This is a genomic window from Nocardiopsis aegyptia (genome assembly GCF_013410755.1).
Taxonomy (GTDB): Bacteria; Actinomycetota; Actinomycetes; order Streptosporangiales; family Streptosporangiaceae; genus Nocardiopsis; species Nocardiopsis aegyptia.
Map to the genome: position 1 here is coordinate 5,452,699 of NZ_JACCFS010000001.1, position 19,090 is coordinate 5,471,788.

Here is a 19,090-nt window from a genome sequence, read left to right on the forward strand (position 1 = left end):
CTTTCGCCGCGAGCCCGGGACTCCTCCCGTTCTACCGGACGACAACGGTTCCCGGGGCCGGTCAGTTCCGGTTGCGGTACAGATACATCGTGACAGGGGCGAACAGCGCCACCATCACCGCCGACGCCGCGAGCACCCAGCCGATCTGGCCGGCGGTGACGCCCCCGTGCATCAGGCCGCGGATCGCCGTCACCAGGTGGGTGACCGGGTTGACGTCCACGAAGGCCTGCAACCAGCCGGGCATGGTCCGCGGGTCGACGAAGATGTTGCTCAGGAAGGTCCCCGGGAACATCACGACCATGCTGACGGTCATGACGGAGTTCGGTGTGCGCAGCACCAGCCCGAGCAGGGTCCAGATCCACGACAGGCTGTAACAGAACACGATGAGCAGCAGCACCGACAGCACCACGCCCACGACACCGTTCTCGGGGCGAAAGCCCAGGGCCAGCCCCAGCACGATGACCACCAGCGACGCCATCGTGTAGCGCACGGCGTCGCCCAGCAGCGCGCCGGCGAGCGGCGAGGGCCGCCAGATCGGCAGGGACCGGAAGCGGTCGAAGACGCCCTTGGTGATGTCGGTGTTCAGGGTGACGCCCGTGTACAGGGTGATCATGACGACCGTCATCACCAGGATCCCCGGCAGGACCCACTGGAGGTACTCCTCGGTGGACCCCACGATCGCCCCGCCGAACAGGTAGGTGAACATCAGCAGGAACAGGACCGGAAAGAGCGTGACGTCGAAGAGCTGCTCGGGCACGTGCTTGATCTTCAGCAGCGCCCGCCAGCCGAAGGTGAGCGAGGCGGACAGGGCGCTGGGGCGCGGCGGCCGGGCGCCGGAGGCGAGGACCCCGCGCAGGTGCCGCTGGTCGGGTTCACCGGTCCGGGTGGTGGTCATGCCGTTCCCTCCTCGGGCGCGGTCCCCGCGTCAGGGTCGGCCACGCCGTCACCCGGGTCGTCGTCCGGGTCGGCCGGATGCCCTGTGAGCGCGAGGAAGACCTCGTCGAGGCTGGGCCGCCCCAGGGCGAAGTGGGTGACGTCGACGCGGTCGTCGGAGAGCGCGCCCAGCGCGTGCGCGACGCGGTCGGGATCGAAGACACGGGCGGACAGGGCCGCGGGATCGCCCTCGCGCCGGACGGGCACCTCCAGCAGGCGTTCGAGCAGCCGCGCGGCCTCCTCGCGCTGCTCGGGCCGGCGCACCCGGACGTGCAGCGAGCCCGTGCCCACCGCGGCCTTGAGCTCGTCCGGGGTCCCCTCGGCGATGACGGTGCCGTGGTCGATCACGGCCATCCGCCCGGTGAGCCGATCGGCCTCGTCCAGGTACTGGGTGGTGAGCAGGACGGTCGTCCCCGCGTCCACGAGCGCGCGCACGATGTCCCAGACCTGGTTGCGGCTGCGCGGGTCCAGGCCGGTCGTGGGCTCGTCGAGGAACATCAGCTCCGGCGTGACCACGAGGCTCGCCGCGATGTCGAGCCGGCGCCGCATGCCGCCGGAGTAGTTCTTCACCAGGCGGTCGGCGGCGTCCGCCAGCCCGAACGCGTCGAGCAGGTCGCCGGCCCGCCGTCGGGCCCGAGCCCGGCCGTAGCCGTAGAGCCGGCCCAGCAGGACGAGGTTCTCCACACCGGTCAGGTCGTCGTCCACGGACGCGAACTGCCCGGTCAGGCCGACGCGGGAGCGGACGGCGTCGGCCTCGCGGACGACGTCGTGGCCGAGCACGCGGGCTCCACCGCCGTCGGGGCGCAACAGGGTGGCCAGCATGCGCATGGTCGTGGTCTTGCCTGCGCCGTTGGGTCCCAGGAAGCCGTACACGAGTCCGGTGGGCACGGACAGGTCGACCCCGTCCACGGCGCGGGTCCGGCCGAAGTCCTTGACCAGGCCGGAGGCTTCGATGGCGAGTTCGGGCACGGTTGCGGTCACGTCGCCTCCCGCGGAACGGCGCCCGCGCGCGGCCGCGGGCGCCGGCCGGTCCGTGGACAGCCCAACGCAATCGGGGCGCGGGTCATTCCCCACCGGGTCATTCCCACCGGGTCCGTGCCACCGGGTCGGGTCCGTGGCGCACGCTCAGGGGGTCGTCGGTACGCGGCCCGGGTGGAAGGTGCGGATCGCCGCTCTCGAGCGGCTTGCCGATCTGGCCACGGCCGCCGCGTCGGAACTGCGCAGGGCGGGTGCGGAGGCCACGTGATGACGAAACCGAGGACCGTTCTCGAGTTGCGCGAACTGCCCGACATGAGGGCGCTGCGGGCGTGGGCGAGCAGGGGCTGACGATCAGTGCTGTCGCCGCCCGTGCCCTGTGCGCGGAGAGCGCGGTGCTGCGACTCGAAAACGGATACCTGCTTCCGACGGGGGAGTGCTGGGGCGGATCTCCGGAGCATTGGGGCTTTCACCAGACGAAGCCGCAGAGCTGAGGGAGGCGAGCCGCCGCCTTGCCCCTGACCGCCCGTAGTAGGGGCTCCCAGAGCTGTCTCGCGCTTGCGTCGACCAGTAGACGACGATGCGCTCCTCCACATCCATGTGCTCTCTCCACCGCAAGGAATCCCATGGCCGTACGAAGCATTGCGCCGACCACGGGTGAGTTGCTCACGCCCGCCGAGGTCGCCACCCTGTTCTGTGTCGACCCCAAGACCGTCACCCGTTGGGCCAGGGCGGGCAAGCTCTCCTCGATCCGCACCCTGGGTGGGCATCGCCGATACCTCCCGGTGGAGGTTCGTGCCCTTCTGGTCAAAGGAGCGGTGACCATCGTCGACCGCTAGCTCGGCCCGCCTGAGTCATCCCGTTGAGACAGGGGCCATCCGGGAGCACGGACAGGCGTACGCCCAGCGCGGTCAACCTCGTGATGCGCAGGAGTCGCACGAGGTCGCCCGCGTCATAGCGACGGTAGCCCCCGGTCCAGCGCGGGGGTTCGGGCAGCAGGCCGATCTGGTGGTAGTGGCGCAGTGTGCGGACGGTAACACCGGCCAGCTCGGCGAGTTCACTGCTGAGCATCGGGAGACTCCTCTCCCTTCCCTCTGCCCTGAGCGATCGAAACCCGAGGCGGGACGCCCGGCCGCCGGGGTCGCCGCCGTCGTCATGTGGGCCTATTTCGATGAAGTGTCAACGAATTCTGTAGAATGCGCACATGAATGAGGAACCACGCTGGCTCAGTCCTGACGAACAGAGGGCCTGGGAGAACTTCATCCGTATGCAGGAAGCACTCATCGGAAGGCTGTCCCGCCTCGTCCGCTCCGACTCCGGGCTGTCCGCCGCGGACTACATGGTGCTCGTCCGGCTCACCGAGGCGAAGGACGGCCAGATGCGATTCCTGGAGCTGGCCAAGCTCGCCGAATGGGAGAAGAGCCGCATGTCCCACCAGATCTCGCGGATGGTCAAGCGCGGGCTCGTGGCCAAGAAGGAGTGTCCCGACGACGCGCGCGGAGCGTTCGTCGTCGCCACTACGCTCGGCTACGAGGCGATCCAGGAGGCCGCGCCCGTCCACGTCGAGCACGTCCGCCGTCTGTTCATCGAGGCCATGACGCCGAACCAGCTCAACACCTTCGCCCGGCTCTCTCAGCGAGTCCTGGACCACATGGAGAAGCAGCCGGACTGATTCGGCGGCACGGCCTTCGCGTGGATGCGTGTCAGCCTTCCCCCGCGGTCAACGGTGTTCGGGGTTGGCGTTGTCGGGACTGCAGCCGGCGTCCCAGGCCGCGCGCTGGTTGCCGTAGGCCGGGAAGCCGCCGGCACGGCGGAGCATCGCGGCGGTGTGCATCAGGTTGTAGGTCATGAAGCTGATGTTGCGGTTGGCGAAGTCGTTCTCCGGGCCGCCGGAGCCCTCGTCAAGGTAGGACGGACCGGGGCCGACCTCACCGATCCAACCCGCGTCCGCCTGGGGCGGGATCGTGTAGCCGATGTGCTGCAGGCTGAAGAGGATGTTCATCGCGCAGTGCTTCAGGCCGTCCTCGTTACCGGTGAGCAGGGCGCCGCCCACGCGCCCGTAGTAGGCGTACTGCCCATGCTCGTTGAGCACGCCGGAGTAGCCGTAGAGCCGCTCGATCACCCGACGGGTCACCGAACTGTTGTCGCCCAGCCAGATCGGTCCGCCGATGACCAGGATGTCGGCGGCCAGGACCCGCTCCAGCAGTGCGGGCCACTCGTCGGTCTCCCACCCGTGCTCGGTCATGTCCGGGCGGACTCCGGTGGCGATGTCGTGGTCGACGGCGCGGAACTGGTCCACGCCGACCCCGTTCGCCTCCATGATCGCCGCGCTGCGGTCGATCACCCCCTGAGTGTGGCTGGGCTGCGGGGACCGGTTGAGGGTGCAGTTGATGTAGAGCGCGCGCAGCCCGCTGAAGTCGGGCCTCTCGCTCACGGGAGCGGTCATCGGATGTCCTTCCGGAGGTCCGGCCGGGTCGACCGGTCACTCAGTGTAGGTGTCCCCCGGTCCGCCGATCGGCGGCGAAGGGGGGCGAATCGGTGGCGGGCCTTCGGCTTGGTGAGGGTACGGTGTGCGGTCTTCAACCGGCCTTGAGGGTCGCCTCGATGGCGCAGTAGCCGCCGACCGGGGCCACGACGGTCCTGTCGACGACGAACCCGGCGGCGCCCAGAAGAGTCGTGTACTCGGACTCGGGACGTTCCCGCCCGCCCGCCATCGTCAACATGATCAGATCGCTCAGCTTGCTCGGGTGCGGCTCGTCGCCCAGGGGCAGCGGCGACTCGATCACGACCAGCCGGGCGCCCGGCCGGGCCGCCTCGGTGATGCGCGCGAGGAGCCGGGCGCAGTCCTCGTCGGGCCAGTCGTGCAGTACCGCGGACAGCAGGTAGACGTCGGCCGAGGGCACCCCGGCGAAGAAGTCCCCGCCGACCGCACTCACCCGGTCGGCCAGCCCGGCCGCGCTCATCCGGGCGGTGGCGGCGGGGACGACCCCGGGCAGATCCATGACGACGCCGCGCCGCCGGGGATCGTCGGCGAGGAGGGCCGCGAGCACCGAACCGTCGGCCCCGCCGATGTCCGCGACGACTTCGCCCTCCGGGAGCCGGTAGTCGGACAGCAGGGCCTGACGCGGCCCCTCGTTCAGCTCGGCCATCGCGGAGGTCAGGCTGGGCAGGTGTTCCGGGTGCTCGCGCAGGTAGGGGACGAACTCCTGGCCGTGGCGCAGCGCGAACCCGGTGCTGCCGGTCCGCAACGTGCCGAGCAGGTCCCCGAACGCCTCGTAGTGGGTCTCCATCCACAGCAGTGCTGTTCCGCGCAGGGAGCCGGGGGTCCCCTCGGCCAGGGTGGCGCCCAGGTCGGTGACGGCGAAGCGGCCGCCCTCCTGGTGGGTCACCACACCGACACCGCTGAGCGTGTGCAGGAGCCGGTGCAGCGGGTCCTCGAGCACGCCGGTCTCCTCCGCTAACTCGGCCGGTGTGCGCGGTCCCGTGAGCAGCTTCGCCGCGAGATCGAGCTTGGCGACCGCGTAGAGGGCCTGCGAGACGGCGAACCCCGACAGCATCTCCGCCATGCGGGCGGAGAGCGGGCCGGCGGGTTGCTCGTTCGAGGGGGCCGATGCAGCTTCTGGGTCCATGGTGAATCTCGTTTCACTGGGTTCGGTCCGCACGCTCGGCAGTGCGGCGCAGCTGTCGGCCAAAATTGAGGTTAGGCTGTGTGCATTGAATGCGTCAAGTGTGCAGAAGATAGAATCCAAACGTGTCTTCCGAGCCCAGGGCCTACCGCTCCCCCCGTCGCGAACGCGACGCCGCCCGCACCCGCGAGGAGATCCTCGACGCGGCGCGGGGGCTGTTCGTCAGCCGCGGGTACCTGCGGGTGACCATGGCCGACATCGCTCGTGAGGCCGGAACCGCGGTCAAGACCGTCTACGCCAGCGCCGGAACCAAGTCCGAACTCCTGCGTGAACTGCTCAGGCTGGACGTGGCCGAATCCGCGGCCTCCGCGACCATCGAGGAACTCCGCTCCGCGCCCGACCTGGCCGCGGCCGCCGCCTGCCTCGCCCGGGGCACCCGTTCCGACCACGAACGCTTCAGCGACTCGATCGACCTGCTGTACGCCTCGATGGGCGACGAGGGCGCCGACCGGATCTGGGGGCAGGTCGTGGGGAGCTACCGCGGCGCGCTGCGCGAAGCCGCGACCGTCCTCGTCGCGAAGGGGTTCGTCTCCGAGCGCCTGGACGTCGAGGAGGTCTCTGACCGCCTCTGGTTCTGCTTCGGGATCGCCGCCTGGCGCACGCTGCTCAAGGACTGCGGCTGGGACTACGGACGGGCCGAATCCTGGCTCGGCGCCCAGGCGGTCGCGGCCCTGCGCGGTCCCGGCTCCGGCTGACGCCGCCTGTCGGATCGCCCTCACCCCCATGGTCGCTCTGCGGCCGGACCGTCGGTGCTCCGGCGGTGATGCGCATGATTGAACCCCATTGGTTGACTAATCATCAAGCACCGGTCGTGCCGAGGAGTGCAAAAAAGCGGCCATGACGTGGCTTTTTGGCCTTGCGAAGATCGAGAGGCCGTCGGTCAATTCTTAATCAGTGGGTTGATGAGTCAACTAGATGTTGCTAGCGTGACCACCAGGTCGAACCAAGCGGGCCCGGACCGGACCACGCCGGTCGACGACGGGCACCGCGGTGACGGGGGCGGACATGAGCGGCGGATCCGGCAGGAAGACGTACGAGGGGCGTTCGATCGCGGTCACCTTCGAGGCGGGGCGCTGCCGGCACGCCGCCGAGTGCGTCCGTGGTCTGCCCGAGGTGTTCGACATCGAGCGGCGTCCGTGGATCCAGCCGGACAACGCCTCCGCCGATCGCACGGCCGAGGTGGTGCGGCGCTGTCCTTCGGGTGCGCTGGAGTACCGCCGCGTCGGATGAGACGACGGCATCCGAGCAAGCGGGCGAGGACCATGGGGGCAGGTACAGGCCTGGGGGGTTCTCCTGGGAGCCACAGCGCACCGTGGCCGGCGCAAACGCCGCGGTGTGCATTGGTGGGCGGGACGGCGCGTCAGGCCATGCCGACCCGAAGCGCGGTTCCGCTTGACCTGATATCGGGAACAGGGTCCGTCATGGCTGCAGTGCCCAGGGAGAACACGGCTTCGGTGCGATCACGCCCCTTCGCCGCACGATCCGAAAGCTGAGAGAAGGCAGATCATGGGTTACGTCACTGTCGGAAACGAGAACAGCTCCCCTATACAGATCTACTACGAGGACCAGGGCGAGGGCCGGCCCGTCGTGCTCATCCACGGCTACCCGCTGAACGGGCACAGCTGGGAGCGCCAGACCCGGGAACTGCTCGCGGCCGGGTACCGCGTCATCACCTACGACCGCCGCGGGTTCGGCAGGTCGTCCAAGGTCGGCTCCGGGTACGACTACGACACGTTCGCCGCCGACCTGGACACCGTGCTCACCACGCTCGACCTGCGCGACGTGGTCCTGGTCGGGTTCTCGATGGGTACCGGCGAGCTCGCCCGCTACGTGTTCCGGTACGGCCACGAGCGGGTCGCCAAGCTCGCCTTCCTTGCCTCGCTGGAGCCCTTCCTGGTCGCCCGGGACGACAACCCCGAAGGGGTGCCGCAGGACGTCTTCGATGGTATCGAGGCCGCGGCCAAGGGAGACCGCTACGCCTGGTACACGCAGTTCTTCGCCGACTTCTACAATCTCGACGACAACCTGGGTACTCGGATCAGCCAGGAGGCGGTCACCAACAGCTGGAACGTGGCGGTTTCCAGCGCCCCGGTGGCGGCCTACGCGGTCGTCCCCTCCTGGATCGAGGACTTCCGCGCCGATGTCGAGGCGGTCCGTGCCAGCGGCAAGCCGGCCCTGATCCTGCACGGCACCGCGGACAACATCCTGCCCATCGACGCCACGGCCCGTCGGTTCCGCGAGCTCCTGCCCCAGGCACGGTACGTGGAGGTCGACAACGCCCCGCACGGGCTGCTGTGGACGCACGCCGAGGAGGTCAACACCGCCCTCCTGGACTTCCTCCGCTAGCGGTCGCCCGAGGACCGCCGGCCGTCCTCGGCGCACCCGGATCCGTGCGGTCCGGCGCAGACCCTCCCGCCGGACCGCACGGCACGGATCCCGTACGCACGGACGACTCGTCCGATCCGCGCGAACCGAGTGCGGGTCCACACCCGAAGACAAGGAGAAGGCATGGCTGTTGAAGTGAGTGACGCGCCCGAGGCGAAGCGCTACGAGGCACGAATCGACGGGGCGACCGGCGTGGCCGGACTGGCGCAGTACATCCGCACGGACGAGCTCATCGCGTTCGTGCACACCGAGGTGTCGCCGGAGTACGAGGGCCGGGGGGTCGGATCGGCACTGGTGCGCACGGCTCTGGACGAGGCCCGCTCCGCCGGCCTGGGGGTCCTCCCGACCTGCCCCTTCTTCGCGGGCTGGATCTCCCGCCACCCGGAGTACCAGGACCTGCTGTACCGGTCCCGCAGCAATGTCAGCGACTGAACGGAGACGGCCTCGGTGACGACGGTGCCCGCCGGGTGCCTGTTCGCCCCGGCCGGGCGCGTGCCCGGCGTGTTGACGATCGAGGCCATCCGGACGCCATGCGCGACCGGGTGCCGGGGGAAATGAGATGGGAACCGAGGAGCCGAAGCCACGACTGGCCGGTGTCCTGCGCGGGCTCCAGCCCCTGCGGCGCCGGCTGCCGCTGCCCGCCCTCGCGGTGGTCGCCGGTGTGCTCCTGTGGCTCAACCAGAGCCCTTGGTGGGGATGGGCGCTGATCGCCGTGCTGCTCGCGGCCCTGGCCGCGACGGCCCGCTGGTGGCTGCGTGGCCACTGGCTGCTGCGCACCGCGGCGTGGCTGCTCGTGGGCGTACTCGTGAGCGCCACGGCGGTGGCCGCCTACCCGGCACCGCAGAACCGTCTCGCCGGAGGCCGGGACCGCGTCCCGACCGAACTTGTCGACACCGGGGAGGGGCCGGTCCGAGGGGTCCTCGACGACCACGGCACGGTCGAGGTCTTCGCGGGCATCCCCTACGCCCGGCCGCCGGAGGGAGGACTGCGCTGGCGGGCGCCCCAGCCTCCGCCGCCGCGTACCGAGGTGTTCGAAGCCGACCGCTTCTCCGACGTCCCCGTCCAAAGCGAGTCCGCCTTCACCACCCGAGCGCTCGCGCAGGTCGTCGACGTCCCGCTGGAGGGCACCCTCCTCAACCCGTATCCGGTTGCCGAGGACAGCCTCACCCTCAACATCTGGCGGGCGGCCGAGCGCGGCGCGGAGCCGCTGCCCGTCCTCGTCTACATCCCGGGCGGGGGGTTCACGACCGGCTCCGGCGCGCTGCCGCTCTACGACGGTGCCGCTCTAGCCTCCCGAGGCGAGGTGATCACCGTGACCCTCAACTACCGGCTCGGCGTCCTGGGCTTCCTCGCCCATCCCGACCTCGCCGGGGAATCCGGGGGCGAGGCCTCGGGCAACTACGGGATCCAGGACCAGATCGCCGCCCTGGAATGGATCCGCGACAACATCGCGGCCTTCGGCGGCGACCCCGACCAGGTGACCGTGGCCGGAGAGTCGGCCGGCGGCGAGAGCGTGTGCCTCCTGGGCGCGACCCCTCTGGCCGAAGACCTCATGGACGGCCTCATCGGGAGCAGCGGAGCCTGCATGGGCACCACCGGAGACACCGAGGACGGTGACCAGTTCGACACCCGCGAGACGGCCACGGACGCCGGGCTCCGCCTGAGCGAGGAGCTGGGCGGAGCCACCCTCGAGGAGATGCGGGCGATGCCCCTGAACCGGATCCTGGACGCCGCGGAACCGCTGGCCGGCCACTGGCGGCCCTTCGTCGACGGCCACGTCCTTTCCACCGCACCCGCGGACGTCTACGCCTCAGGAGATCAGTTGGACGTGCCGCTCCTGGTCGGCAGCAACGCGGACGAGGCCTCCCTGGCCTTGGCCCTGCCACCCGACACCGACGTCGACGAGTACCGTGCCTCGGTTCAGGAGGAGCACGGCGAGGACGCGCAACGGTTCCTGGAGCTCTACCCCGGAGAGACCGAGGAACAGGTCCTCGACTCGCTCCTGCAGGCCCGGACGGACAAGGTCATGACCCGGGCGATGCACCGCTGGGCTCGGTTGCAGACACGGTCCGGTGCGTCGGACGCCTTCCTCTACTTCTTCTCCCACGTCCCGCCGGACGAGGACCTGGAGAAGTACGGCGCCTACCACGGAGCGGAGGTGCCCTACGCCTACGACAACCTCGGCGCCGACAGCGACGCCGCCTACACCGGGACCGACTACCGGCTCCGCGACCAGATGAGCGCCTACTGGATCGACTTCGCGCGCACCGGCGACCCCAACGGGCCCGGCCTGCCTGCCTGGCCCACGGTGGCCCGGGAGCCCGAACAGGTCATGGAGTTCGACGGTGGCAGCGCGGTGGCGCCCCGCCCGCGCCCGGAGACGGTCGACTTCTGGATGGAGTTCGACGGCCCGGTCCCCTGAGGAGGGGTGACCGCCGTACGTGCGCCCCGCCGGTGTCGGGACGCACGTACGGCCGGACCTCGATCCGCTCAGGGGTCTGGAGGGACGCGGGGAAGTCGTCCGTCCTCCGGACCTCGTCGCGGTCGTGGGCGCTGACGTTCGCGAGGACCTCCGAGGCACCGGTGCGCTCGATGAGCTCGGCGAGCGAGGCCTCCGCCTGCGCCTACCCGATCACCGGATGCCCGCTGGCGATCGAGATGCGGTTGAACGCGTTGATCAGGGTGGTCGTCCACTCCACCGCGGAGATCTGGGCGGTGGTCAGGTGGGCGGCCGCACGGGCGTTGGTGGCCTGCCGGTCGAGGGCCGGGTCGATCACGGTCAGGGACTCTGCCAGGCCGAGCGCGGCCCGCTGCTGATCCGTGAACAGCTTCGTCTCGCGCCATGCGGGCAGCACGTCCAGGGTGCTCTGCTCCACCCCGGCTCTGCGGGCCTTGGGGAAGTGGATGCTCAGGCAGGTCGAGCAACCGTTGATCTGGGATACCCGGATGTTGACCATCTCGATGAGGTCGTCGCCCAGACCGGCCTCGTGCGACGCGGTCCGGGAGGCCTTGGCCGCTTTGAGCATCGCCCCGTAGACCTTGGGGTGTTCCTTGTCGATGAAGGGGCGTTCGGCGTTCACGCGTCACCCGCGTTCTCGACCGTCTCCTTGACCAGCGCGAGGTCGGTTGGTCTGGGCCGGCGGAACTTCCCGCCCTCGGCCTCGTACTCGTCGCCGTGCTCCTTCAGGTGCCTGGCGAACAGCGGGCACACGGGCACGACGGTGAGGTTCCTGCGAATGCTGTCGGTCAGGGCCTCGCGGACGAGCAGCCCGGCCAGGCCCCGCCCGCCGAACTCCTCCGCGACCTCGGTGTGGAAGAACACGCGCTCGTCGGCCGCCTGCGGCGGGTCGACGAACTCCGCGCGTCCGGCGAGAGTTCCCCCGTCCACGCTCACGGTGTAGGCGCTGATGGCGCGGTCCTGGTCGAGTGCGATGGACACGGGCGCGCCCGTCTTGTCCGTTCGCTGTTCCGTCATGTCGGACACCTCTCTCGCTTGTCTGCGGGCACGGTGTTCGGCCCGGTCTCCGGTAAGTGCTTGGGGCGCGGCTGTTCCGGCTCCTGGCCGGGCTCGTGTGCGCGGTGCCGGTCAGCCGTTGAACTGTGCGTGCGGCGGCGGGTTCCTCCTGGGGCGCATCTGCACCGGCGGCAGCTCCGGGGCCGGAATCCTCGACATCCCCTCGCGGTTGCGGCCCGGGCCGCCGTGCCCCACGTAGCCCACCACCTCCCCGAACCGCTCGCCGTGGTTCTGCCATTCCTCCCGGTAGCGCGTGATCTCCTCCGTCGTCCGGCCCAGGAAGTTCCACCACATGAGGACCTCCTCGCCGAAGGGGGCGCCGCCCAGGAGCACGAGCCTGGCCTGCCGGTCGCCCTCGTTGGCCACCCGCAGGATCTGCGCACCCACCCCGGTGTAGCCCAGGGCGTCCTCGGGTATGTGCACGCCTTCGAGCCGGACCTGGTCGCCGGTGTCCACCAGCAGGCCGTGCTCGAACCCCGGCTCGACCGGCAGGGCGAGGACCCCGCCGGGGTCCAGCCTGAGCTCGGCCCCCACCAGCGGCGTGTACATGCGCACCGGTGACCGCGAACCGAGCAGGGAACCGAGGAACACCAGAGCCGTGCCCGCGTCGAACTCGACCGGCTCGGGCACGTAGTGCTCGAATCCGCGTTCCGGGCTGTGCCGGACCTCGTCGGGCAGGGCGACCCAGAGCTGCACGCCGTGGATCCGATCCGCCTCCGGGGTGGAGGTCTCTGAGTGGCAGATACCCGATCCCGCCGTCATCAGGTTCATCTGACCGGGCAGGATGGTGCCCGCGTTCCCGCCGGAGTCGTTGTGCTCGACGGCGCCGTCGAACAGCCAGCTGACCGTCTGCAGCCCCGTGTGCGGGTGCGGGGCCACGTCCATTCCGCCGGTGTCCGCCACCTCGTGCGGGCCGAAGTGGTCGACGAAGCACCACGCGCCGATCAGCGAGCGCTGCAGCTGCGGCAGGGTGCGGCGCACGTTGATCGCGCGCGGCCCGCCCAGGGGCACCTCGCGGGCGGTGATGATCTCGACCGGAACGCCGCCCTCGCACGCGGCCAAGGGGCCGGGGAGGCCGCCCTCGCCACAGACGAAGGCGTCCGGCCGGGTCTCTGTATTGGTCATTGTGGTGCCCTTCCTGGTGCACGTTCACGGACGCGGATACCGGTGCGGGTGGGACCCGGCGGGCCGACGCGGATCGGAACGGGCGTCCGTCCCGCGGGTGCGCCGTCGCGCCTCAGCCCGTCACCGCCGCGGAGGCGTCCCCGGCGGCGCGGACGGCGAGCAGCGAGGCGTGGGTGGGGGCGTCGGGCACGCCGGCCGGCCGGTTCCTGGCGAATTCCCTCCTCAGCTCCGGCAGGACCTCCTCACCGAGGATGTCGAGCTGCTCCAGCACGGTCTTCAGGGGGACCCCGGCGCCGTCGACGTTGAACAGCTGGCGCTGGTAGTCGCCGAAGTTCTCCCGGAAGGTGAGGGTCTTGTCGACGATCTGCCGGGGGCTGCCGACGGCCAGTGGGGTCTCCTCCATGTACTGCTCCAACGACGGCCCGCCGCCCATTAGGGGGGAGTGGTCGAAGTAGGGCCGGAACTCCTTGACGGCGTCCTGGGACCTGGCGCGCATGAAGATGTGACCGCCGACGCCGACGATGGCCTCCTCCGGCTTGCCGTGGCCGTAGTGGGCGAAACGCCTGCGGTAGAGGCTGATCAGCTTCTGGAAGTGCCGTTTGGGCCAGAAGATGTTGTTGGCGAAGAAGCCGTCTCCGTAGTAGGCCGCCTGCTCGGCGATCTCCGGGGAGCGGATCGAGCCGTGCCAGACGAACGGGGGGACGCCGTCCAGCGGGCGGGGGGTGGAGGTGAAGCCCTGCAGGGGCGTGCGGAACTTGCCCTCCCAGTCGACGACGTCCTCGCGCCAGAGCCGGTGCAGGAGGTTGTAGTTCTCCAGCGCCAGCGGGATGCCCTGGCGGATGTCCTGCCCGAACCAGGGGTAGACGGGGCCGGTGTTGCCGCGGCCCATCATCAGGTCCACGCGGCCGTCGGCCAGGTGCTGGAGCATCGCGTAGTCCTCCGCGATCTTCACCGGGTCGTTGGTGGTGATCAGCGTGGTGGACGTGGACAGGATGATCCGCTCGGTGCGCGCCGCGATCCAGCCGAGCATGGTGGTCGGGGACGAGGGCACGAACGGCCGGTTGTGGTGCTCGCCGGTGGCGAACACGTCCAGTCCGATCTCCTCGGCCTTGCGCGCGATGGTGACCATCGCCTTGATCCGCTCGTGCTCGGTCGGCGTCCGACCGGTGGCGGGGTCCTGTGTCACGTCACCGACGGTGAAGATCCCGAACTGCATCGCACCCGCCTCCCTGTGGTTGCTGCTTCGACTGGTGTGGTGAACGAGGTGTCGGGCCTGGTCGCTCCTGCCCCGACATCGTCACCGGCTGGTGGATCAGCCAACTGTAAGATCCGGATTTTATTGACCTATCAACAATTTTGCGCTTTCCTGCTGATCGTGGCCGCCGGTTGCCTCCGGTGGATACCCGATCAGATTCCGTCGCTCCCCGTGGTCGCGGGTGTTCCGTGCCAGCGCATGGGGTCGTCCTCCAGTGCCGGGCGGTCCCAGTGGCCGAGGTTCGCGGCGGCCTCGTAGGTGCTGTGCAGGAACTCGGCCACGGCGCGGTCGGGGTCGGGCGCGGTTCGGGCGGCCTCGTAGGGGAAGAGGAACTGCTGGAACTCGGTGCTGTAGAACGCGCCCTCGGGGCCGGGCGGCTGCTCCGCGAAGCCGTCGGGTGCGGGGTAGGCGTAGGAGTAGAAGGCGCCTTCCTCGCCGCCGCCGGGCCAGAAGCCGCAGCTGGAGAGTTCTCGGGAGTAGCCCTCGACCATGACCCAGTCGCCGCAGTTGGGCACTCCGCCCGGGTGTTCGGGGGCGGGTCGTCCGGAGAAGCGGGTGCAGGCCAGGTCCATCCCGCCCCAGAAGAAGTGCACCGGGCTGACCTTGCCGACGAAGTGCGAGCGGAACTCGCCGACCACCCGGTTGGCCTGCAGGAGTTGGCGCCAGAACAGGGTGACCGCCTCGGTGTCGTAGGAGGCGTGTTCGTGGTCCTCGGCGAAGGGGATGGCCGGGTCGACCTCGTTGGGGACCGGTCGGATCGGCGCCTTGATCCCGAGCTGGTCGAGCAGGTCCATCACCTGGGAGTAGAACGCCGCGACTGTCATGGGCCGCAGCGGGAAGCCGCGCGTGCCGGTGTTGCTGCTGCGGATCTCGAACCGGTGGTCGAGGAGGTCGAACTCGATCTCGAAGGCCCCCGAACGGTAGGGGACGGTCGAGGTGGTCAGTCCGCGCGGGCTGACGTACAGGGGCACTTGCCACCAGTGGTTGACCAGCGGGGCGTGTGCCATGCGGACCTTGCCCACGATCTGGGTCCACATGTGGAGGGTCTCACGGGTGTCCGTCCAGTCCGAGACCTGCAGGCTCGGCCAGTTCACGGTCGATGAGCCGGTCATCTGGTTCTCGCTTCCTTCGCGGTGTCATCCGGGAGCGCGGGGTCGTGTCCTGCCGACGGGGCCCTGTATCCGCGGCGCCCTGGTTCGGCGCGGGGTCCGAAGGTGACGGATGCGCTATCCAGATAGTAGATGATGAGTCAACTTCATGGCGAGGTCCGCGCCTGGTCCAGAGGTTCGGGATGTGTGCCCGCATTTTGTTGACGCATCATCGAAAAATGCTAATGTGGATGATGTGTCATCTACTGGGGCGGTGGCCCGCCGCCCGAGCCCCCAAAACACGAACCCCCGGAGGTACCGCCATGAGCGCCAAGGCCAAGAACGGACTCGACGCCCTGCTCACCCCGGAGGAGAGCCTCCTCCTCCTGATCGACCACCAGCCGTTCCAGGTCGCCAACCTGCACAGCCATGAGCCGTCCGTCGTCCTCAACAACGCGGTCGGCCTGGCCAAGGCGGCCAAGCTGTTCGACGTCCCGACCATCCTGACCACCGTGCTCGCGGAGCGCGGCGGTCACCTCATCCAGGGGATCCAGGACGTCTTTCCTGAGCAGAAGCCGATCGACCGCACACTCATCAATACCTGGGAGGACGAACGGGTCGTCGAGGCCGTCAGGGCGACCGGCCGCAAGAAGGTGATCATGGCCGGCCTGTGGACGGAGATCTGCGTTGCCATGCCGGCGATCCAGGCGGCCGGTGAGGACTACGAGGTCTACGCCGTCACCGACGCGTCGGGGGGTGTGTCGGTGGAGGCCCACGAGATGGCCGTGCGGCGCATGATCGACGCTGGCGTGACGCCGCTCAACTGGCTGGCCGCGGTCGCCGAGTGGCAGCGCGACTGGGCTCGTGAGGAGACCGCGACGGGGCAGGCCGAGATCCTGGCGCAGCATGGCGGCGCCAGCGGTGTCGCCTTCGCTTGGGAGATGCAGTTGCTGGCCACCCAGCTCTGACATCATCGTCCTGATGGCTCGGCCTGGTGTCGACCTGGCGCAGCTAGCCCTGTTCGCCGACTGCGCCAGCGACCGAGCCCTGGCCCCACAGGTCCGCCAGTGGCTGCTCGACTCCGTATCCCCGTGCTGGTCGTGTGGGGGAAGAACGACGAGATCTTCGACATCGCCGATGCCACGGCGTCCCGCCGTGACCCACCGGATGGGTGTATCGAGCTCCTCGACGGTGGCCCCTTCCTCCTGGAGTCCCACCTGGACGAGGTCGTGCGGATCGTCCGGAACTGGCGCGCTGTCCTCTGAACCAGCCTGTATCAGGGAGCGGACACGACACGAGAAGGAGCCGGCATGGCAGTCGAGCTATCGCATCATCAGGCCTACGGGTGGCAGCGTGCGGAGAACGCGCTGATCGCTGTCGGCATCGTCCTCGCAGTGATCGCGTGGGGGCAGCCGTGGTGGCTGCTGCTGATCGCGTTCCTGGCCTTCGACCTTTCCGCGCTGGGCTACCTGGCGGGCCAACGGGTGGGGGCATGGTGCTACAACCTGGTGCACAACTACGCCGCTCCCGCGGCCCTGGTGGCGGGCTGGGCCGGCCTGCAGCTCGGTGATATCAACGTCGATGGGCTGGTGCTGCTCGCGGCCTGCTGGGGGTTTCACGTCGCCGTCGACCGCGCTCTTGGATACGGGCTGAAACTCGGCGCGTTCACCCACACCCACCTCGGCGTCATCGGCAAGGATCGGCGCGTCGAGACGTAGCGCACCAGCGTGGTTCGGTCTCGTAGGCGGCGTCGGGTCAGGCTGCCTTAGTCTCGGTGCCGATGCTTCCGTTGGAGGCTCCACGGTGTGGGCTCGCAGACCAGGAGAGTTAGGTGGGAGAGCTGGGCGTCACGATGGGCTGCGGCAACACCTGCCCGTGCTTCCCCGGTAAGCGTGGTGTGTCCTGAGTTTGGTGGAGTCGTGATTCTGGATTCTCAGGCCACGGTGCTCGGTTGTTTGTTCTCGAACTCTAGGGGTGTCAGCCAGCCGATCGCCGAGTGTCGGCGCTGTCGGTTGTGGAAGATCTCCAGGTACTCGAAGATCGCGTTGGCCAGCTCGAGTCTGGTTCGCCACCTGCGCCGGTCCAAGAGTTCGACCTCCAGCTCGGCGATGCGCTTGTTCGCCGCGGCCAGTTCGGTCTTCTCGGTGCTGGTCAGGCCAGGGGCCAGACCTTGGTCGATACGGTCCTGGCACCGCCAGGCGTAGATCGTCTCGGTGCTGATGTCCAGATCGCGTGCCACGTCCGCGACGCTGCGTCCGGTGGGGGAGTGTGGCCGCTCTCACGGTTCAGGAGCGGGAGAGGCTCTTCGCGATGGCGCCGGAGCTGGAAGAGCACTACCGTGGAAACAGCGAAAGCGGGCTCCGTGAGGAATCCGCTTCGAAGATGATCTCCCAGATATCTCCCAATCCGGGCTGATCAGTCTTCACCGACCAGTCAGAAAATCCTCTGACCTGCGGTGATGCTGGTGGGCGATACAGGACTCGAACCTGTGACCTCTACCGTGTCGAGGTAGCGCTCTAACCAACTGAGCTAATCGCCCGCGTGAAGCGTTGGAGGTGGAGACGGGATTTGAACCCGTGTAGACGGCTTTGCAGGCCGCTGCCTCGCCTCTCGGCCACTCCACCGAGTGCACGTGGAGTGACTGCTCACTCCCGCCTTCTCCGAGCGGACGACGGGATTCGAACCCGCGACCCTCACCTTGGCAAGGTGATGCTCTACCAGCTGAGCCACGTCCGCTTGCTGCTTGGCCGGGCCCCGTTTCCGTGGCCCCCGCCGTGCTGCTGATAAGAACTCTAGCGGAAAGTCCGCAGACGGCAAATCGGCGCTGGAAGAGGCCGGTGCGCGGGTGGCGCGGAGGGTTCCGGCCGCCCGCCTCCTCCACGGACGGCCGCCCTGGTGGACAATGGGGGCACGCGCACGACGGGGAGACCGCATGAGCTGTAGCGACCACGCCTCCCGGGCCGGGGATCCGCCCGGCGCGCACAGGGAGTGGCCGCGTGCCCGCGAGGCCGCCGAGCGGCTCGGCGCGCGACTCGCACCGGCCCCCCGGGACCTGCCGCTGGGTCGGGCCCTGGGCGGTGTCCTCGGGGCCGACGTCACCGCCCTGGTGGGCCTGCCCGCCTTCGACGCCTCCGCCATGGACGGCTACGCGGTGGCCGGACCGGGGCCCTGGCGCCTGGTCGGCACCCAGCTCGCCGGTGCGCCGAGCGCCCGGGAGGCCCTGGCGCCGGGGCAGGCCGTCGAGATCGCCACCGGTGCGCGTGTGCCCAAGGGCACGGAGAGCGTCCTGCCCTACGAGCGCGCGGCCCTGGACGACGGCGTGGTCGGCGGTGAGATCGAGCGCGGCCGGCACGTGCGCTGGGCGGGGGAGGAGACCGAACCCGGAGCGACCGTCCTCACGCGGGGCTCCCGGGTGACGCCCGCCGTGCTGGGCCTGGCCGCCGGTCTGGGCCACGACACCCTTCCGGTGCTCCTGCCCCAGGTGTCGGTCCTGGTGACCGGTGACGAACTGACCACGTCGGGCCTGCCGGGCGAGGGGCGCGTACGCGACGCCATCGGCCCCCTGGTGCCGGGTTTCCTCGGATGGGCCGGTGCCGAGCTGCACGGGGTGCGCCACCTGGGCGACGACCGCGCGGCCCTGGCGGCGGCGGTGACCGACGGCGGGGCGGACGTGGTCGTGGTGTGCGGTTCCTCCTCCAAGGGCCCCGCCGACCACCTGCGCGCGGTGTTGGCGCAGGTCGGTGCGGAGACCGTGGTGGACGGGGTCGCCTGTCGGCCCGGCCACCCCCAGGTCCTGGCGCACCGGGGCGGCACCGCCTTCGTGGGCCTGCCCGGGAACCCGGGCGCCGCCCTGGTCGCGATCCTCACCCTGCTGGTCCCGCTCGTGAGCGCCATGGCGGGCCGCCCCGATCCGGCGCGGTCACCGGGCGCGGTCGTGCTGGAGGGCGAGGTCGCCCCGCATCCGCGCGACACCCGGCTGCTGCCGGTACGGCTGATCGGCGACCGCGCGCGGCCGGTCGGCCACGACCGCCCCGGGAGCCTGCGGGGCGCGGCGCTGGCCGACGCCTACGCGGTGGTCCCGCCCCGGTGGGACGGTGCCCCCGTCGAACTGCTGCTCCTGCCCTGACCC

At 69.9% G+C, this 19,090-nt stretch carries 21 protein-coding genes, 3 tRNA genes and 1 pseudogene; 11 read left to right on the forward strand and 14 right to left on the reverse strand.

Annotation, left to right across the window (positions count from 1 at the left end; all coding sequences use genetic code 11):
* Window positions 1-61: 61 nt before the first annotated feature.
* Together HNR10_RS24335 and HNR10_RS24340 are read right to left on the reverse strand one after the other, a co-directional pair.
* Complete coding sequence (locus HNR10_RS24335) at window positions 62-895, reverse strand: ABC transporter permease (protein ID WP_179827345.1); 834 nt, start codon at window positions 893-895, stop codon at window positions 62-64.
* The gene (locus HNR10_RS24340) at window positions 892-1,914 is read right to left on the reverse strand and encodes an ATP-binding cassette domain-containing protein (RefSeq protein WP_312889405.1); all 1,023 of its coding nucleotides are present in this window, start codon (window positions 1,912-1,914) and stop codon (window positions 892-894) included. The genes HNR10_RS24335 and HNR10_RS24340 overlap by 4 nt, the downstream gene beginning before the upstream one ends.
* Window positions 1,915-2,534: 620 nt before the next feature.
* Here HNR10_RS24340 and HNR10_RS24345 point away from each other — a divergent pair.
* Window positions 2,535-2,747, forward strand: coding sequence for a BldC family transcriptional regulator (locus HNR10_RS24345; protein ID WP_179827348.1), 213 nt, complete (start codon window positions 2,535-2,537; stop codon window positions 2,745-2,747).
* A gap of 40 nt (window positions 2,748-2,787) precedes the next feature.
* On the opposite strand, the pseudogene HNR10_RS24350 reads toward HNR10_RS24345, so the two are convergent.
* Window positions 2,788-2,979: pseudogene (locus tag HNR10_RS24350) on the reverse strand (helix-turn-helix domain-containing protein); the annotation flags it as partial.
* Window positions 2,980-3,112: 133 nt separating this feature from the next.
* On the opposite strand from HNR10_RS24350, the gene HNR10_RS24355 reads away from it, so the two are divergent.
* A complete protein-coding gene (locus HNR10_RS24355) occupies window positions 3,113-3,580 on the forward strand; it encodes a MarR family winged helix-turn-helix transcriptional regulator (RefSeq protein ID WP_179827349.1) in 468 nt (155 codons plus the stop codon).
* A gap of 48 nt (window positions 3,581-3,628) precedes the next feature.
* Here HNR10_RS24355 and HNR10_RS24360 read toward each other — a convergent pair whose 3' ends face one another.
* Together HNR10_RS24360 and HNR10_RS24365 are read right to left on the reverse strand one after the other, a co-directional pair.
* Entirely contained in the window at window positions 3,629-4,354 is a 726-nt protein-coding gene (locus tag HNR10_RS24360) for a flavodoxin family protein (protein WP_179827352.1), read from the reverse strand.
* A gap of 133 nt (window positions 4,355-4,487) precedes the next feature.
* The gene (locus HNR10_RS24365) at window positions 4,488-5,537 is read right to left on the reverse strand and encodes a methyltransferase (RefSeq protein WP_179827354.1); all 1,050 of its coding nucleotides are present in this window, start codon (window positions 5,535-5,537) and stop codon (window positions 4,488-4,490) included.
* A gap of 122 nt (window positions 5,538-5,659) precedes the next feature.
* On the opposite strand from HNR10_RS24365, the gene HNR10_RS30870 reads away from it, so the two are divergent.
* The 5 genes from HNR10_RS30870 to HNR10_RS24390 all read left to right on the forward strand — a co-directional run bounded on the left by HNR10_RS30870 (window position 5,660) and on the right by HNR10_RS24390 (window position 10,401).
* On the forward strand, window positions 5,660-6,289 hold the full coding sequence (locus HNR10_RS30870; protein WP_218897973.1) for a TetR/AcrR family transcriptional regulator: 630 nt from the start codon (window positions 5,660-5,662) through the stop codon (window positions 6,287-6,289).
* 310 nt (window positions 6,290-6,599) lie between these two features.
* Window positions 6,600-6,824: a (4Fe-4S)-binding protein gene (locus tag HNR10_RS24375; protein ID WP_179827355.1), complete on the forward strand. Its 225-nt coding sequence runs from the start codon at window positions 6,600-6,602 to the stop codon at window positions 6,822-6,824.
* Window positions 6,825-7,100: 276 nt separating this feature from the next.
* Entirely contained in the window at window positions 7,101-7,940 is an 840-nt protein-coding gene (locus HNR10_RS24380) for an alpha/beta fold hydrolase (RefSeq protein WP_179827357.1), read from the forward strand.
* 162 nt (window positions 7,941-8,102) lie between these two features.
* Window positions 8,103-8,411, forward strand: a complete 309-nt coding sequence (locus HNR10_RS24385) for a GNAT family N-acetyltransferase (protein ID WP_179827359.1) — start codon at window positions 8,103-8,105, stop codon at window positions 8,409-8,411.
* Window positions 8,412-8,538: 127 nt separating this feature from the next.
* A complete protein-coding gene (locus tag HNR10_RS24390) occupies window positions 8,539-10,401 on the forward strand; it encodes a carboxylesterase/lipase family protein (RefSeq protein ID WP_179827361.1) in 1,863 nt (620 codons plus the stop codon).
* A 202-nt stretch (window positions 10,402-10,603) separates the two neighbouring features.
* On the opposite strand, the gene HNR10_RS24395 is transcribed toward HNR10_RS24390, so the two are convergent.
* The 5 genes from HNR10_RS24395 to HNR10_RS24415 form a co-directional block, all read right to left on the reverse strand.
* Window positions 10,604-11,059 (reverse strand): carboxymuconolactone decarboxylase family protein, encoded by a 456-nt coding sequence (locus HNR10_RS24395; protein ID WP_179827363.1) that lies wholly within the window; start codon window positions 11,057-11,059, stop codon window positions 10,604-10,606.
* On the reverse strand, window positions 11,056-11,454 hold the full coding sequence (locus HNR10_RS24400; RefSeq protein ID WP_179827364.1) for an N-acetyltransferase: 399 nt from the start codon (window positions 11,452-11,454) through the stop codon (window positions 11,056-11,058). The genes HNR10_RS24395 and HNR10_RS24400 overlap by 4 nt, the downstream gene beginning before the upstream one ends.
* 111 nt (window positions 11,455-11,565) lie before the next feature.
* Window positions 11,566-12,618 (reverse strand): pirin family protein, encoded by a 1,053-nt coding sequence (locus HNR10_RS24405; protein WP_179827366.1) that lies wholly within the window; start codon window positions 12,616-12,618, stop codon window positions 11,566-11,568.
* A 112-nt stretch (window positions 12,619-12,730) separates the two neighbouring features.
* A complete protein-coding gene (locus HNR10_RS24410; RefSeq protein ID WP_179827367.1) occupies window positions 12,731-13,834 on the reverse strand; it encodes an LLM class flavin-dependent oxidoreductase in 1,104 nt (367 codons plus the stop codon).
* Window positions 13,835-14,025: 191 nt separating this feature from the next.
* Complete coding sequence (locus tag HNR10_RS24415; RefSeq protein WP_179827369.1) at window positions 14,026-14,985, reverse strand: DUF5996 family protein; 960 nt, start codon at window positions 14,983-14,985, stop codon at window positions 14,026-14,028.
* A 299-nt stretch (window positions 14,986-15,284) separates the two neighbouring features.
* Here HNR10_RS24415 and HNR10_RS24420 point away from each other — a divergent pair, with 299 nt between their 5' ends.
* The 3 genes from HNR10_RS24420 to HNR10_RS24430 all read left to right on the forward strand — a co-directional run bounded on the left by HNR10_RS24420 (window position 15,285) and on the right by HNR10_RS24430 (window position 16,679).
* A complete protein-coding gene (locus tag HNR10_RS24420) occupies window positions 15,285-15,929 on the forward strand; it encodes a hydrolase (RefSeq protein WP_179827371.1) in 645 nt (214 codons plus the stop codon).
* Between the two features lie 99 nt (window positions 15,930-16,028).
* A complete protein-coding gene (locus HNR10_RS24425) occupies window positions 16,029-16,226 on the forward strand; it encodes an alpha/beta fold hydrolase (RefSeq protein WP_218897974.1) in 198 nt (65 codons plus the stop codon).
* Between the two features lie 45 nt (window positions 16,227-16,271).
* Entirely contained in the window at window positions 16,272-16,679 is a 408-nt protein-coding gene (locus tag HNR10_RS24430; protein ID WP_179827373.1) for a DUF4260 family protein, read from the forward strand.
* A gap of 215 nt (window positions 16,680-16,894) precedes the next feature.
* On the opposite strand, the gene HNR10_RS31835 is transcribed toward HNR10_RS24430, so the two are convergent.
* The 4 genes from HNR10_RS31835 to HNR10_RS24450 form a co-directional block, all read right to left on the reverse strand.
* Window positions 16,895-17,200, reverse strand: coding sequence for an IS3 family transposase (locus tag HNR10_RS31835; protein WP_179827375.1), 306 nt, complete (start codon window positions 17,198-17,200; stop codon window positions 16,895-16,897).
* A 223-nt stretch (window positions 17,201-17,423) separates the two neighbouring features.
* A tRNA-Val gene (locus HNR10_RS24440) sits at window positions 17,424-17,500 on the reverse strand.
* Window positions 17,501-17,511: 11 nt separating this feature from the next.
* Window positions 17,512-17,585 (reverse strand) — tRNA-Cys (locus HNR10_RS24445).
* A gap of 39 nt (window positions 17,586-17,624) precedes the next feature.
* Window positions 17,625-17,697: transfer RNA gene (locus HNR10_RS24450), tRNA-Gly, on the reverse strand.
* Between the two features lie 196 nt (window positions 17,698-17,893).
* Between HNR10_RS24450 and HNR10_RS24455 the strand changes: the two genes are divergently transcribed.
* Window positions 17,894-19,087, forward strand: a complete 1,194-nt coding sequence (locus HNR10_RS24455) for a molybdopterin molybdotransferase MoeA (RefSeq protein ID WP_179827377.1) — start codon at window positions 17,894-17,896, stop codon at window positions 19,085-19,087.
* Window positions 19,088-19,090: the final 3 nt, after the last annotated feature.

Coding starts and splice junctions, on each gene's coding strand:
- HNR10_RS24380 (WP_179827357.1), top strand. CDS start 7,101: ATGGGTTACGTCACTGTCGGAAACGAGAACAGCTCCCCTATACAGATC.
- HNR10_RS24365 (WP_179827354.1), bottom strand. CDS start 5,537: ATGGACCCAGAAGCTGCATCGGCCCCCTCGAACGAGCAACCCGCCGGC.
- HNR10_RS24420 (WP_179827371.1), top strand. CDS start 15,285: ATGAGCGCCAAGGCCAAGAACGGACTCGACGCCCTGCTCACCCCGGAG.
- HNR10_RS24345 (WP_179827348.1), top strand. CDS start 2,535: ATGGCCGTACGAAGCATTGCGCCGACCACGGGTGAGTTGCTCACGCCC.
- HNR10_RS24400 (WP_179827364.1), bottom strand. CDS start 11,454: ATGACGGAACAGCGAACGGACAAGACGGGCGCGCCCGTGTCCATCGCA.
- HNR10_RS24455 (WP_179827377.1), top strand. CDS start 17,894: ATGAGCTGTAGCGACCACGCCTCCCGGGCCGGGGATCCGCCCGGCGCG.
- HNR10_RS24390 (WP_179827361.1), top strand. CDS start 8,539: ATGGGAACCGAGGAGCCGAAGCCACGACTGGCCGGTGTCCTGCGCGGG.
- HNR10_RS24430 (WP_179827373.1), top strand. CDS start 16,272: ATGGCAGTCGAGCTATCGCATCATCAGGCCTACGGGTGGCAGCGTGCG.
- HNR10_RS24335 (WP_179827345.1), bottom strand. CDS start 895: ATGACCACCACCCGGACCGGTGAACCCGACCAGCGGCACCTGCGCGGG.
- HNR10_RS24355 (WP_179827349.1), top strand. CDS start 3,113: ATGAATGAGGAACCACGCTGGCTCAGTCCTGACGAACAGAGGGCCTGG.
- HNR10_RS24415 (WP_179827369.1), bottom strand. CDS start 14,985: ATGACCGGCTCATCGACCGTGAACTGGCCGAGCCTGCAGGTCTCGGAC.
- HNR10_RS24385 (WP_179827359.1), top strand. CDS start 8,103: ATGGCTGTTGAAGTGAGTGACGCGCCCGAGGCGAAGCGCTACGAGGCA.
- HNR10_RS24405 (WP_179827366.1), bottom strand. CDS start 12,618: ATGACCAATACAGAGACCCGGCCGGACGCCTTCGTCTGTGGCGAGGGC.
- HNR10_RS24375 (WP_179827355.1), top strand. CDS start 6,600: ATGAGCGGCGGATCCGGCAGGAAGACGTACGAGGGGCGTTCGATCGCG.
- HNR10_RS24410 (WP_179827367.1), bottom strand. CDS start 13,834: ATGCAGTTCGGGATCTTCACCGTCGGTGACGTGACACAGGACCCCGCC.
- HNR10_RS24360 (WP_179827352.1), bottom strand. CDS start 4,354: ATGACCGCTCCCGTGAGCGAGAGGCCCGACTTCAGCGGGCTGCGCGCG.